Origin of the sequence: Mycobacterium attenuatum, assembly GCF_900566085.1 — a bacterium.
GTDB classification, from domain to species: domain Bacteria; phylum Actinomycetota; class Actinomycetes; order Mycobacteriales; family Mycobacteriaceae; genus Mycobacterium; species Mycobacterium attenuatum.
The window spans coordinates 79442-93526 of the sequence record NZ_UPHT01000138.1; the positions used below are offsets into that span (position 1 = coordinate 79442).

Below are 14085 nucleotides of genomic sequence, written 5' to 3' on the forward strand. Positions count from 1 at the left end.
TGGCCACCCTACCCAACGCGGAGGCTCAGCCGCGTACCGCCGACACCGTTTTGACCAGCAGATCCGCGGCAAACTGCGCCGGCAACGGCGGAAGCATGGACCCGGGGTCGGTGGTCAGCGTGGTGAAAGCGTAGTAGTCACCCAGATAGGCGATGAAAGTATATGTGCGCGAATCGATTTCGGTGCCGGACTCCACGGAGGTGCGGATATCGGCCACCATGGCCAGAGTTGGCGCGCCGTCGATATGCGGCGGGTCGATGAGACGGATGGCCGCGCTGGTGTGTCCGTCCGACATCGTCCACTGCGCACACCCCGCGACCTGTCCGTCTCCCGGCACCGCCGGGCCCGGTGGCGGCACGGCCACCACGACGGCGTCGACGATGCCGCCGGCCCCCGAACCGGACACGCCCTGCGCGGACTGGCCGCGGCCATTGCCGGGGTCGGCGAAAAGCGCGCATGGTGCGGGCTGAGCGCTCGCGTTGGACCCCAGGCTCCAGATCACCCGCGGCGCGGCCCCCGCCGGAATTTCCCTGGTCACTTCGTAACCCGCCGGCAGCTCGCGGCTGAGCCTTTTGATGTTGGCCGGGTTGACGGTCGTGGGATGAGCCGGCGATGAGGTATGGGCCGGCTCGGTCACCGGCCCCGTCGAAGGCGCGCAAGCGGCCGCCAGCACCGTCGTCATCACGCCAATCCACAACGGCCGCAAGGTCGCCGGCCCTAGCTCACGGCCTCGATCACCTGGCGGGCCACTACCCGGATCTGCTCGGCCAGCTCGCTGCCGAAGCCCAGATCTCGCGGGCCGGGCACCTCGATGACCGTGGTGATGACCCCGATGTCCTCGCGTTGCCACATCGCACCGTGACGGTCCATGATCGTGCGCATCGCGAGATTGTCCGAAAGCATTCGCGCGGAGAATCTCTCGACGCCGCCGATGCGGGCGGCAACGGACAAGGCGCCGATCAGGAAGCTGCCGATCCCCCTGCCCTGGTAGGCATCGGCCACGGTGAAGGCAATTTCGGCGATCGCCGGATCACGTTCGTCGCGGATGAAGCGCGCGTCGGCCACCGGGTCGACGCCGTCGATCATCACCCACACGAAGTGGTCGACGTAGTCCACCTCGGACAGGTAGTGCATCATCGCCGCGTCCGGAACACGAGCCGACATGAATCGGCGATAGATCGTCTCGCTCGAGAAGTGGACGTGCCCATGCACGGTGCGCTCGCTGTCGCCGGGCAGCACCGGGCGCAGCAGCAGTTGGGTTCCGTCGCGGACCCGTACCGGGATGGGGGTGATGAACGCGGCCAGTCGCTGGCGAACCGTGCGTACCAGCCGCTCCATGATCCCGGGGATGTTGACCATCCGGTCCAGGGCTTCGCTGCCGCCGATCCAACCGGTCAGCGGCTCGACCGTGGTGACCGTGGCGGTTCGCGGGATATCGCGCAGCAAGGCGATTTCGCCGACGATCATGCCCGGCAGCGCTTGCTCGACGATCACCGCACCGTCGTCGCCGACGTGGATGACCTCGGCACTGCCCGAGGAGATGAGCAGAAACGACACCGCCTGCTCGCCCTGGCGCATCAGCACCTGGCCGGCTGGGGCGCGCAGCGGAGCCAGGCGGGCTGCCAGCGGCAACAAATCGTCGGCCGGACATCCCGCGAAGACGTCCATTCCGGCGAGTTCGGCTGTCCTAGCGCCGGTCAATTCGGCCATCCCGTCCAATCCACCACAGCGCCAAGCCGGCTCGCGGTCCGATCCGCCCCAGGCTATGGCGTCGGCCACCGCTGCAGCAACACCGCACGGCGCAGACTAACCTCACACCAGGTAATTCAACCCCGGCTTGTTGGACCAGACCTGCGATGAACACCAGTCAGGAACCGCGCGAGTTGACCCGCGGCCTGCTCACCACGGCCGCGGTGCTGCGGCACGGCTTCCTCGACGCGCTCGGTGAGTCGACGAGTTCGCCGGTTCCGACGGTTGCGCAGAAGGCGATGAACAGTCGGTTCGTCGCGACCGTGTACGAGCGGTTGTGGCGGCCGACGTCCTTCTACCTCGCCAGTGGTGTCACCACCCGGGACGAGCAGCGCCGCGCGGCCACCGCATTGCGGCTGTCCGGCGCCCACCGGTTGCTCGACGTGGCTTGCGGCCCAGGCAATTTCACCGCCCCACTGGCACGCTGCCTGCCGTCCGGTAGCCTCGCGGTGGGATTCGACATATCCGAACCGATGTTGACTCGTGCCGTGGTGGACAACTGCGGGCCACAGACCTGCTACGTCCGCGGCGACGCCCGCACGCTGCCGTTCGCCGACGAAACATTCGATGCTGTGTGCTGTTTCGGTGCGCTGTACCTGATGCCCGAACCCTTCCGGGTCACCAGTGAAATGCTGCGGGTGTTGCAGCCCGGCGGCCGGATCGCGATCCTGACCAGCTATGCCGGGCAAGCGGCGCCGGTTCGCAAGGCACTGACGGCAACAGCTGATTTGATCGGGCTAACCATGTTCGACGGGCACAGCTTCATCGACCTGTTCTCCTCGGCCGGTCTGCTCGACATTGAGCAGCACGCACAGCGCGCGCTGCAGTTCGTCGCGGCCACCCGGCCCCGGTAAGGCCCGCCCCCGGCGACCGGACGCAGAACACGTCCAGCACCGCGGCTCGACAGCTTCACGCATGCCAGCAAACCACCTGTGCAATCAGGGCCGGTTCATCAAAGACCTCGGGCCGTTGGTTGCCAGGAACTCCGGAAACGCCCGGGCCTAGCGAATCGACGCACGGCACTTGGCGAGCAATGCCAAAATCGGCGCGCGACACACCGGATTCGTGTCCCGGTTAATAATCGGCGCAAATCTACCCTGAACCCTCAGCAGGGCAGGGAGGACGTAATGGTGAGAAGACACCCGGTCGACGGGATGTCGCGGCGAGAGTTCATGGCCAGAATCGCGGCCGCAAGCAGCGCCGGCGCGCTGATGTCCCTGGCCGGCCCGGTGATCGAAAAGGCTTACGGGGCCGGCCCCTGCTCCGGCCATTTGACCGATATCGAGCACTTCGTGTTGTTGATGCAGGAAAACCGGTCATTCGATCACTTCTTCGGCGCGCTGTCGGGCATCAACGGATTCGACACGCCCTCGCCAGCATTCCAGCAAAAAGGCTGGAACCCGCAGACCCAGTCGATTGACCCCACCGGCGTGACCATCCCGTACCGTTTCGACACCACCAGGGGTCCCGTCCTCAACGGCGCATGCGTGAACGATCCCGCCCATCAGTGGGTCACCACGCACAAGTCATGGAACAACGGTGCCAACGACAATTGGTTGCCCGCGCAGGCCGAACAGCAAACGCTGCAGGGCAACGTCCCGGTGTCGATGGGTTATTACACCCGCCAAGACCAACCGATCCATTACCTGCTGGCTGATACCTTCACCGTCTGCGACGGCTATTACTGTTCGCTGCTGGGCGGCACTTCGCCCAACCGGCTGTACTGGATCAGCGCCTGGATCGACCCCGACGGCGTCGCGGGTGGTCCGCTGCTGATAGACCCCAACATCCAACCGCAGGGCCAATTCAGTTGGCGCACCATGCCAGACAACCTCAGCGATGCCGGCATCAGTTGGAAGGTGTACCAAAACAAGCTGCTGGGAGCGCTCAACAACACGGTCATCGGTTACAACGGGATGCTCGTTGACTTCAAGCAGGCTCAGGATCCGCGCTCCAACATTGCCCGCAACGGCATCGCCCCGACCTATCCCCTGGACTTCGTCGCCGACGTCGCAGCCAACAGGCTGCCCCAGGTTTCGTGGGTGCTGCCCGGGTTTCAGGTGTCCGAGCATCCCGGACTGCCGGTAACACCGGCCGTCGGTGGCACCGCGATCGTAAACATCCTCCGCATCTTGCTGTCCAATCCCCAGGTGTGGGAAAAGACCGCGTTGATCGTCAGCTTCGACGAAAACGGGGGCTTCTTTGATCACGTGACACCGCCTACCGCGCCACCGGGAACTCCCGGCGAGTACATCACGGTGCCCGATATCGACGCAGTCAAGGGTTCGGGCGGCATCCGCGGCCCGATCGGTCTGGGCTACCGCGTGCCCTGCGTCATCATCTCTCCCTACAGCCGTGGCCCGCTGATGGTGCACGACACCTTCGACCACACCTCGCAACTGCGGTTGCTCGAGAAACGGTTCGGTGTGCCGGTCCCCAACCTGAGTGCCTGGCGACGAAGCGTGACCGGCGATATGACGTCGACGTTCAACTTCGCCGTCCCGCCCAATCCAGCGCCACCGAACTTGGACCACCCCGCGCTGCAAGCCATTCCGCCACAGGTGCAATGCGTTCCCGACACCGTCGCAACGTTCGCGAAGGTCACACCCCCTTACCGGGTACCCTTCCCACAGGTAATGCCCACTCAAGAAACGACACCCGTCCGCGGCATTCCCAGCGGTCCCTGCTGAAGCTGGATCCCTCACCGCCGAGAATCCACTCGGCCCAAGGCCGGACAGCATCAAGGCCCAAGTCCAGTTCCCATGTGCGGCATCGGAATTGGTGTCCGTTGAGCACGTCCGCCAGACTAAAGCGTTATGGGCGTTATGGGCGTTATGAGGCGCTGTGAGCTAAGACGCGGCCGCGCAGACGCCCAGCAGCCGCACGACCGGTGTGCCGGCTTCGTACTGCAAGGTCCACGGATCGCCGCCGTCAACGGGCTCCGCGGTAAGCGTGATGATCACCGGTTGGCCGCTGCGCCGGGACATTTGCGTGCATTCGACCTGGAACAGCTGATAGTCGCCGTCGTGGTGAACGGCCAGTGAATAGCCTGGTTCGACCGATTCGACGGGCACCTTCTGCAGGTAGTATTTCGTGCTCATGTCCCGACTCTAGGGCCGCGGCAGTAGGCAGCACCGCTCGTGAAACGCGGTCTTAGCAAATGCTCAGTCGAAATTTGGAACTTCATCAGATTTGGCGTCGGATCGCCTCCGCGGCAACGCATTTCCGTTATCGAACGGTAATACCGGGCCTGGCTGACGCCGTGGGGCAATCGATATCGTCGCGCCGGCATGGCAAGCTCATGGCATGGTTCGGTGGCGCGGCCCTAGCGGTGACGACGGCAGGTGTGGCGATCCGACGATCGCCCGGACATCGCGGCGCTGCTTCTTCCAACGGCTTCGCGCAGTAGCCTTCACGGTCATGATCGACTGCTGGATGGCGCCCCGGTGAGCGTCGCCGGATTCGTGCTCGGCCTGGTCGCCACCGTGCTCTCGGTGGCCTTGCTGACCTGGCAGGTTTGGCGGGCGCGAAGCCCGGGGCCCAAGGTGACGCCGGTCGTAGGCTATTTGACACCCGACGGGCTGGTCACCAACGACGCCGACAGCGGGGCGCGCGCGTCGCTGCAGAACGCCGCAGCGCAATTACCAGAGGGCCGGTACGTCATCGGCGTCAGGGTCGTCAACGTGGGTCGGGTCGCGCTACCCGTGGCGGGCTGGGCAATCCGGTCCGATCCCGACGGCACGTCGCTGGAGCCGGCCCAGACGTCGGGCGCCGGGGTCCCGTACGACATATCACCGGGTGAGACGGCTGTTTTTCTCACCGATCTGCGGCACGTAACGGCGTTCGCGGCCGCCACGGCTCAGCCGCCGCGACTTGTGCTGACCGTTTCCTCGGGCGGACGCAGCCATGCGAGCCGGGCCGTGGCGCCCGAATTGTGGTCGCTGGAGTCGTAGGCGCCAGCCGTCGCTGACGGCCGTCATTGACGGGTGCCAACGAATGGACGTACGGTTGCTGGGTGCGGTCGCCACAGGAAACCGCTGCAGCTGAGGCGCCGGCCGGCACCCGCGAGGCTCGACGGCTTGAAACACGGGCCCGCCTTTTCGACGCCGCGCTGGCGGAGATCGCACGCAACGGCATAGCCGGCGCCGACGTCAGCTCCATCGCCGCGGCAGCCGGGGTGGTCCGGGGCACGTTCTACTTCCACTTCCCCACCAAGGAACAGGTGTTGGTCGAACTGGAGCGAAACGAGGAGTCCCGGATCGTCGCCGACCTCGTCGCCGCCAGGGCCGCAGCCGGCGATGTGATATCGGTGTTCTCCCGGTTGGTGCACCACGTGCTGGATGCCGAACGACGTTTGGGGACAGTGGTTTTCCGGGACATGCTGGGTTTGCACTTCTCGTCGACCCGCCCGGGCGAGGACGAGCTGAGCCGGCACCCGCTAGCCGAGTTCCTGATCGACGTGATCAGCCGCGCCCAGGACGCGGGGCAGGTCACGCCCGATGCGGACGCGCACGACCTCGCGGTGTTCTTTTTGACCGGGCTCTACGCCCTCCTGGCCACGGGAGCTCACCATTCCGCGACGGCGGAGGCCCTGTTGAGCCGGTACGTGACAACGATTGTCAAAGGAATGGAGACACGATGAAAACCACCGGCATTGATGGCTACCGGGATTTCCTGGTGCGGCGTGACGGCGAAGCGGACCTGCTCAACCGATGCTTGACCAATCGCGAAGAGTTCATCAAAGACCTTGCGGCGCACCCGGTGCGGTCGATCTGTCCGGCCGACCGATCGACGTTTCTGCGAAACCTGCGCCGGCGGCGACCCGAACCGGGCTTGGATCCGAAAATGCTGTTCCTGTTGGCCACGGCAAAGCTCAATCAGGCGGAGCGCTTCGGCGTGGGCCTCGGCGAAACCTACGGGCGCAACAGCGCCGAGGACGTGGCGCCCGAGCGTGTGTACGTAGAACTCGAAGAGCACTACCACACCCGCCTGCTGGCATACGCACTGGACATTTTTGATCTGCCGTTCCAGGTGGCCGCTCCGCCATTCCTGATGCGACAGCTCGTCAAGGCAGGCGTGTTCCTCCCGGAGAGGTTGGGCTTCGTGTTCGTTGGGGCCGCCGAGATGGCCGGTTGCGTCGTCTTCGACGAATTGCGCCGCGCCGGCATCGAACTGTTCGCCGACGAACCCGACGTAGCCGCACGGATCGAACTGCTGTACAGCGAAATCCTGACCGACGAGATCGGCCATGTGGGTTACTGCGCGTCCCGCTGCGCCCCCGCGGAACGCATAATCATGCGTCGGCTCTACCCACTGATCGGGCGGCTTTTTGCCGGGCAAACGGCCGAGGTCAGACTCCTTGTAGACCCGCAGCGGCTTCGCGCCCGGCTCAGCCGGCCGTTCGACGTCGAGGAACTGACCGCCGGGCTGAGCAGCGAAACCTACCTCGCCGCACATCCGTGACATGTCGGATCGGGTGACGAGCCCGGCCTGTTAGCGTCCGTGCTTGCGGGTATGCGCGGGTATGTGCGGGTATGTGCGGCTATGTGCCGGTATGTGTAGAAACCCACCACCCAACACGGGAGCGGCCATGGCAAGCGGAGGACCCAACTTCGTGCAATACGTCGCGTACTCGTACGGGCTGCGGCGGTTGCCCGACTCGATGCGGAGTTGGGTCGCGCGGGATCTGGCCGGTAAAGGGGCAATGCGCCGGTATCTGCTGCTGACGGCACTACCGCCGCTGCTGGTACTGGCACCGTTTTGGCTGCTGCCTGCGTCGCTGTATGTGCATCTCGAGATGACGCTGCCGATCTACATCTGGGCGTTGTTGGTCTCACTTGCGCTGAACAAGGTGTGGCGCCGGCACCGGCTGGCCCAACATGGGCTGGACCCGAACCTGGTGGATGCGATCAAGCGGCAGAAGGACGCCAAGATGCACGAGGAGTACATCCGGCGCTACGGACCGCGTCCGCCGGAGGCGCAGCGATATTCCAACAGCAATCCCTTTTTCTGAGGAGCCACCGGGCCAGATGGCCTGACGCCGCCACCGCAGACGCGGCGTGCCGGGGCGCACCCGCCGGTCGGGCCGCCATGCGACGCCGACACAGAGCGCCGACACAGAGCGCCGACACAGAACGCCGACACAGAGCGCCGACACAGAGCGCCGACATAGGGGCTAGCGCAGATAGCGGCGGCCCGCAGGTCGGCGGGAGCCGGCGGCGCCGGACGCCGGCGAACGGCTCACCAGCCAGAAAGGGCTGCCGGAGGGCTCAGCGGCGAAAAACGATACGGATCGGATGTACAGCCAGCTATCATACGACTGTCAGTTTATTGACAGGTTGAAATCTTTACGCCAATGAGGGCAGGTATCGGTTCCGGATACTGACGTTCAGACAAGGAAGTCTGCAAGTCGGTCCCGCCTCCGTCGGCCTGCGCGCGTTAGGGGAGAACTGAATGTTTTTCGCCACCGGTGTTTCGCGATGAACGGGGGAAAGCCGGCCTCGTGCGCTCCTACGGCTAAAGTGGCGCCTGCGACAGCCGGCGAGGCCGCACCGGAGCTACGACTCGCGGCATCCCAGCAGCTCACACCCCACCGGGGTTTGAAGTGATCGATTTTGGCGCCTTACCTCCAGAAGTCAACTCCACAAGAATGTATGCCGGGCCCGGTCCGGCATCACTGGCGGCGGCCGCCGCGATGTGGGATAACTTGGCCGCCGAACTCCACGTGGCCGTTGGTTTCTACCGATCGGTGATCGCGGGATTGACGAGCGGGCGCTGGCTGGGTCCTGCGTCGTTATCCATGGCGTCGGCACTCGGGCCCTATGTGGCGTGGACGGCCGGGGTAGCCGCGCGCGCCGCGGAAACGGCCAGCCAGGCCACCTTTGCCGTCGAGGGCTACGAGGCTGCCTTCGCGATGACCGTGCCGCCACCGGTGGTGGCCGCCAATCGGGCACTGCTCTCGGCCCTGGTCGCCACCAACTTCTTCGGCCAGAATTCGACAGCGATCGCCGCCACCGAAGCCCATTACGGCGAGATGTGGGCGCAGGATGCCGCGGCCATGTACGAGTACGCCGCGAATTCGGCGACCGCTTGCGAGCTGACCTTGTTGACGGCCCCGCCGGAGGTCGTTAGCCCCGTCGGCGAGGCGGGACAGGCCAGCGCCGTTGCCCATGCGGCGGCTGCAGCGGGATCAGAGCAACTGTCACTGGCCGGATTGGTGTCTTCGGTTCCGGCCCTGCTGGACGGGCTGGCATCACCGCTGTCCGGCCTTGTCGACACGTCGTCACTGATGCCCACCCTCGCCACCATGCCGGTCTACGCACTTCCCAGCTATTTCATGGCCGGCGCGACCCCGCTCTATTCGATGTCGTCCATCCTCGGCATGGCCCAGACCGCCCAGGGTTTGCTGACCGGGGCAGCGGCTGCCGCTGCCCAAGCGGCCACAGAAGGGGCCGCGAGTGCGGTCAGCTCGGGCGTGGGTCTGATCTCGTCGGTGGGACCGGGCGTGTCGGGAAGCCTGGGTACTGCAGCCTCATTGGGCCCGCTGTCCGTGCCGGCGAGCTGGACCAGTGTGATCCCGGCAGCGCATACGGGTGCGATAACCGCGTTGCCGAACGCCGGACTCGATGCCGCCAGCGCGGCGCCAACGATGTTGAGTGCGGCGCCGCGGACCGGTACCGGCCCGAACAGATTTGTCGGGCCCCGATATGGGGTGGTGCCCACCGTGATGACGCGCCCGCCATCGGCCGGATACACGTAGGCCCTGACATGACCGCGGCGCGCCTGACCTACGCAGCTACCTCCCCGGAAACGCTGTCCGAAACCCCTGCCCGCATGATCATCGGCGGCACCATCGTCGAGCGGCGCGAGTTCGACGAGGTGCTGACGATCATCGCGTCGCGGCTGCAATGCTCATCCACGATGGGCCTGGCAGTGGGCTCGGTGAACCTCGACCATCTGTACCACTTCCGGAAAGTCACGGCAGCGCCCACCGCTCCGCTGGAATGGCTGCTACTGGCCGACGGCATGCCGATCGCCTGGCGGGGTCAACTGCTCACCGCTAAGCCGTGGCCCCGAGTCACCGGCGCCGACCTGCTTCCCAGCGTGTTGGCGCTGGCCGAAAAGACCGGTGCGCGGGTCGGCTTTTTCGGCGGCAGCGCCGAAACCCACCGCCTGCTCGCCGGCTTTTTGCGCAAAAGGTATCCAGCGCTTGCTATTTCGGGAATGTGGTCGCCTAACGCGGCCACCATCGGGGCGATGTCTGACCACCTGGCAGCCGCGATTCATGCCGCGCGAACCGACATCCTCATCGTCAGCCTGGGCAAGCCGCGCCAAGAACAGTGGGTTGACCGCTACGGCTGCGCGACGGGTTCCCGCGTCTTCTTGGCCTGCGGCGGGGCCATCGATTTCCTGGCGGGCCGGACCAGCCGAGCGCCCGGCTGGATGCAGCGAATCGGACTGGAATGGCTGCACCGGTTGGCCAGGGAGCCGCGCCGGTTGGCGCGGCGCTACCTGCTGCAGGGTCCGATCGCCTTGCTCCGAACGGTGCGAGCACAGCTGATCTGCTATCCGAACGCGTATTGCGTGAGCACGCCAAGGAGTGATCATGCCGATATCGTCAGCGCCGTCCGCGATGCCGCGCGGCCCAAAGCCGCGGCCGTATAGCGGAAAGCGGGCCGACGTGACTTCGTTGCTGCACCGCCGAACCGACGTTTCGCCGGCGACTACCGGAGCGGCGTCAGGTGCGGCGCGCACACCCGATCCCACGACGTTGCGGCGCTGGCAACATCGGTATTCCCACTATCTGCGCATTAGCGACTCCGTGATCGTCGTCGCCGCCGTCATGCTCGCGCAATATGTCCGCTTCGGCGATTCGCCGAATAAATCGGGCTACCCGGGCCCGGTGATGACGCTGTTTTCGGTTCTCTTCGCGGCTCTCTGGCTCACTTCTCTTGCAATATTCAACACACGATCACCGCACGTTATCGGAGTCGGTATCGACGAGTACCGGCGAATCAGCAGCGCGTCATTCTGGACATTCGGAATCATCGCAATGGTGACGCTGCTCGCCAAGATCGAATTGGCCCGTGGCTATCTGGCGGTCGCGCTTCCCGTCGGCACCCTCGGACTGCTGACGAGCCGCAACAGCTGGCGCAGGTATATCTGCCGTAAGCGAGCCCATGGCGAATACCAGACAGCGTCTTTGGCAATCGGGGACCGGCAAGGGCTTTCCCGGCTGGTACAGGAACTGGACCGTAATCCGCGTGACGGTTACGTCGTCGTCGGTGTCTGCATACCGGGATACGGCCCGCCCCGCGCCGAAACCCTGATGGTCGAAGGCCGCAATGTTCCCATTCTGGGTGACGAGTCGTATGCGGTGACCGCGGTTGACGAATGCGGCGCCGGCACGGTGGTGGTGACACAGACCGAACACTTCGGCATGCACGCGATCAGAGACTTGATCTGGCAGTTGGAGACCAAGGACGTCGACCTGGTGGTATCCCCGGGGATGATGGACATCGCGGAAGCACGATTGACGGTGCGTCCGGTCGCCGGATTCCCATTGCTGCATGTCGAAAAGCCGCTCTACACCGGCGCCCAGCGCTTTCAAAAACGAACATTCGACTTCTGTTTCGCGTTGGCCGCCCTCCTGGTGACGTCGCCAATTCTCATTGCGGCCGCCATCGCGATCAGGCTGACGAGCAAAGGTCCCGTCTTCTACCGTTCCGAGCGTATCGGCATTAACGGCGAGCCCTTTATGATGCTCAAGCTTCGGACAATGGAGGTGGACGCCGACAGGCACCTCGACCTCCTGTTGTCGATGAACCAGGGGGCCGGCGGAATACTGTTCAAAATGCGTCAAGACCCCCGGGTCACCCCCGTGGGGAGGATACTGCGCAGATACAGCATCGACGAGCTCCCCCAATTCATCAACGTCATCAAGCAGGACATGAGCGTGGTCGGCCCGCGGCCCCCGTTGAGCCGCGAAGTCGACAACTACAACGTCGACGTGAAGCGGAGGCTGCTGGTCAAGCCCGGCGTCACCGGAATATGGCAGGTCAGCGGCCGCTCCGAACTTTCCTGGGAGGAGTCGGTCCGGCTGGATCTTTCCTACGTCGACAATTGGTCGATGGCGGGCGATCTCATGATCATCGCCAAGACAGGAAAAGCCGTCCTGACGGGGCACGGAGCATACTAGGTGGCCGTGAGCCATGACTGAGCCGACGGCACCCGGTGCGGTTGCACCAACGGTGCCGGTCGCTCGGTTGGCTCACGCGTTCTCGATCCAGCTGATCTGCCGGATGCTGGGGATGCTGGCCTCGGTGGTATCGGTTGCGATGACCGCTCGCTATCTGGGTCCCGACCGCTACGGCCAGCTCACCATTGCCGTCGCCTTCATCGGGATGTGGGCCAGCCTGATCGACCTCGGCGTCGGGCGGGTGATCGTGCGTCGCGTGACCTCGGGCCGTGACGATCTCGAGCGCCTGGTCCGGATCTACAACGGGCTGTCCCTGCTGTACTGCGTTCCACTCGTGGCATTGGCGGCGGGAACCGGGTTGCTGGTCTACCGCGATCACGACGTGCGCGTGATGCTTGTCGTGTTGTCCGCGCAGTTGCTCATCGTGACCATGACGGTGCGGCTCGAGCCGGTGTTTCAGACCAAAGTTCAGTTCGTCGCGGTGGCGGTCTCCGACGTCGTCGGGCGGTTGGCCACGCTGGCCGTGATTGTGTTTCTGGTAGCCGAAAGCGCCGACGTCATCTGGTTCGCGGCAGTGCAGCTCATTCCGACGACCCTGCAGGTGCTGATCCAGAGCGGCGCCGCGGCGCGCCATGTTTCGCTGCGTCCCATCTTCGCGCCGCGTGAGGCCGCAGATCTGTTGCGGGAAAGCCTGTTTCCGATGGGCGTGACCATGGTCACCGTCTTGTACTGGCGCGCCGACGGCGTGATCTTGTCCTTGGTGAACACCCATTCCGAGGTGGGTGTTTACGGCCTGGCCTCATCGATCGCGCTCAACACCCTGGTGGTCTCGGTGTTCTTCCTCAAGTCCACGCTCTCAACAGCCACCGAATTGTTTTCGCGCGATGTCGCGGCATTCGCGGGCTTCATGCGCCGCAGTATCGAGCTGATGTTCTTCCTGGCCGTACCGGTCGCAGTGGTTGGCGCGTTGCTTGCCGGACCGCTCGTCAGGTTGTTTGGAAACCAGGCATTCGTCGGCCGCGGCACACCGACGCTGGCGTTGCTGTTCGTCGCGGTAGCGCTACGCTTTGTCACCACCACCCTGGGCGAGGGTCTGTTCGCCAGCCACCGGCAGCGCTTCTGGTTCTGGCTGTCGGTGGCCACCCTGGGGCTCAATGTCATGCTCAACCTGGCCCTGGGCTGGCGGCTGGGCGCGGTGGGAGCCGGCATCGCGCTGGTGTGCACGGAATTGGCCAACCTGATGGTTGCCAGCTGGTGTCTGCACCGCCAGTGCGGTTACCGGACGCCGGTGCCATTCGTGCTGCGGCTGCTGCTGCCGACGGCAGCGAGTGTCGCTGTGACGCTACTGCTTTGGGGCCAGCATGTGGTTCTCGTTCTGGGCGCTGCCGCTACCGGCTACCTGGCCACCAGCGCCGTGATCGGCCCGCTCACCTGGTCGGCTTTGGCCGGGCTGCGCCGCGATCAGCTGACGGCATGAACCCTGCCATGGACGGCCCCGCGGCAAGCACCCGGCCACACTACCCTGCGAGGGGCCGCACCAGCCTAGCTAGTACGGTATGCCCGTGATCAGGACTCGCGAGGACTTGCGGGCGTACCTGGCAGCGGATTTGACAGCATACGGCCTGCGGCGCTGGCGGCTGCACCACCGAATCTTGAAGCGCCCAGCCCACTTTCAGCGCCTCCTGCGCAAATCGGAGTACTGGGCAAATACGGCCCGGACGCCGGCCGGGCATGTCGTAGCCGCATATCTGAAGCTGCGGACCAAGTTCTTGGGTGAAAGGCTCGGATTCGACATCCCCCGCAACGTCTTTGGTCCGGGTCTGTCGATCGCTCACACCGGCTTGATCGTCGTGCACTACAAAGCCCGGGTCGGCACGAACTGCCGGATTCATCATGGCGTGACGATAGGAGAAGGTCGTCCCGGTCACTTCCCGACCATCGGCGACGACGTGTTTATCTCCCCGATGGCCATGGTGCTGGGCGCCGACGTCGGCAACCGCGTCGCCATCCGGCCGGGCGCGGTCGTCACCAAATCGGTACCGGACGACGTCGACGTCGCGGGTTATCCGGCCCGGATCGTCAAGGATCGCCGCCCGCGCGCGGCCCGCGGCGAGGACTAACTGTGCCGGCACCAACGG

The 14085-nt window shown here is 65.1% G+C and carries 14 protein-coding genes; 11 read left to right on the plus strand and 3 right to left on the minus strand.

The genetic code is table 11. From position 1 onward, the window contains the following. Positions 1-25 precede the first annotated feature (25 nt). Positions 26-706, minus strand: coding sequence for a DUF5642 family protein (locus EET13_RS22490; protein ID WP_122444336.1), 681 nt, complete (start codon positions 704-706; stop codon positions 26-28). Positions 707-717: 11 nt separating this feature from the next. After that, complete coding sequence (locus tag EET13_RS22495) at positions 718-1719, minus strand: GNAT family N-acetyltransferase (RefSeq protein ID WP_122444364.1); 1002 nt, start codon at positions 1717-1719, stop codon at positions 718-720. A gap of 137 nt (positions 1720-1856) precedes the next feature. Here EET13_RS22495 and EET13_RS22500 point away from each other — a divergent pair, with 137 nt between their 5' ends. Next, positions 1857-2603, plus strand: a complete 747-nt coding sequence (locus EET13_RS22500) for a class I SAM-dependent methyltransferase (protein ID WP_122444337.1) — start codon at positions 1857-1859, stop codon at positions 2601-2603. Between the two features lie 273 nt (positions 2604-2876). After that, complete coding sequence (locus EET13_RS22505; protein ID WP_211186504.1) at positions 2877-4439, plus strand: phospholipase C; 1563 nt, start codon at positions 2877-2879, stop codon at positions 4437-4439. Positions 4440-4598: 159 nt separating this feature from the next. On the opposite strand, the gene EET13_RS22510 is transcribed toward EET13_RS22505, so the two are convergent. Continuing rightward, entirely contained in the window at positions 4599-4850 is a 252-nt protein-coding gene (locus tag EET13_RS22510) for a hypothetical protein (RefSeq protein WP_122444339.1), read from the minus strand. Positions 4851-5195: 345 nt separating this feature from the next. On the opposite strand from EET13_RS22510, the gene EET13_RS22515 reads away from it, so the two are divergent. From EET13_RS22515 to EET13_RS22555, 9 genes are all read left to right on the plus strand, one after another. Then, a complete protein-coding gene (locus EET13_RS22515; RefSeq protein ID WP_122444365.1) occupies positions 5196-5702 on the plus strand; it encodes a hypothetical protein in 507 nt (168 codons plus the stop codon). A 62-nt stretch (positions 5703-5764) separates the two neighbouring features. Continuing rightward, a complete protein-coding gene (locus EET13_RS22520; protein WP_122444340.1) occupies positions 5765-6391 on the plus strand; it encodes a TetR/AcrR family transcriptional regulator in 627 nt (208 codons plus the stop codon). Further along, positions 6388-7212 carry a hypothetical protein gene (locus EET13_RS22525; protein ID WP_122444341.1) on the plus strand — a complete coding sequence of 275 codons (825 nt, stop codon included), beginning with the start codon at positions 6388-6390 and terminating at the stop codon, positions 7210-7212. The genes EET13_RS22520 and EET13_RS22525 overlap by 4 nt, the downstream gene beginning before the upstream one ends. A gap of 127 nt (positions 7213-7339) precedes the next feature. Then, a complete protein-coding gene (locus tag EET13_RS22530) occupies positions 7340-7762 on the plus strand; it encodes a DUF5313 domain-containing protein (RefSeq protein WP_122444342.1) in 423 nt (140 codons plus the stop codon). Positions 7763-8353: 591 nt separating this feature from the next. Next, positions 8354-9508 (plus strand): PPE family protein, encoded by a 1155-nt coding sequence (locus EET13_RS22535; RefSeq protein WP_122444343.1) that lies wholly within the window; start codon positions 8354-8356, stop codon positions 9506-9508. Between the two features lie 8 nt (positions 9509-9516). After that, entirely contained in the window at positions 9517-10413 is an 897-nt protein-coding gene (locus EET13_RS22540; protein ID WP_244604051.1) for a WecB/TagA/CpsF family glycosyltransferase, read from the plus strand. Beyond that, positions 10382-11947: a sugar transferase gene (locus EET13_RS22545; protein ID WP_122444344.1), complete on the plus strand. Its 1566-nt coding sequence runs from the start codon at positions 10382-10384 to the stop codon at positions 11945-11947. The genes EET13_RS22540 and EET13_RS22545 overlap by 32 nt, the downstream gene beginning before the upstream one ends. A gap of 13 nt (positions 11948-11960) precedes the next feature. Further along, complete coding sequence (locus tag EET13_RS22550) at positions 11961-13424, plus strand: flippase (protein WP_122444345.1); 1464 nt, start codon at positions 11961-11963, stop codon at positions 13422-13424. Between the two features lie 85 nt (positions 13425-13509). Continuing rightward, positions 13510-14067: an LbetaH domain-containing protein gene (locus EET13_RS22555; protein WP_122444367.1), complete on the plus strand. Its 558-nt coding sequence runs from the start codon at positions 13510-13512 to the stop codon at positions 14065-14067. The last annotated feature ends 18 nt before the right edge of the window (positions 14068-14085 follow it).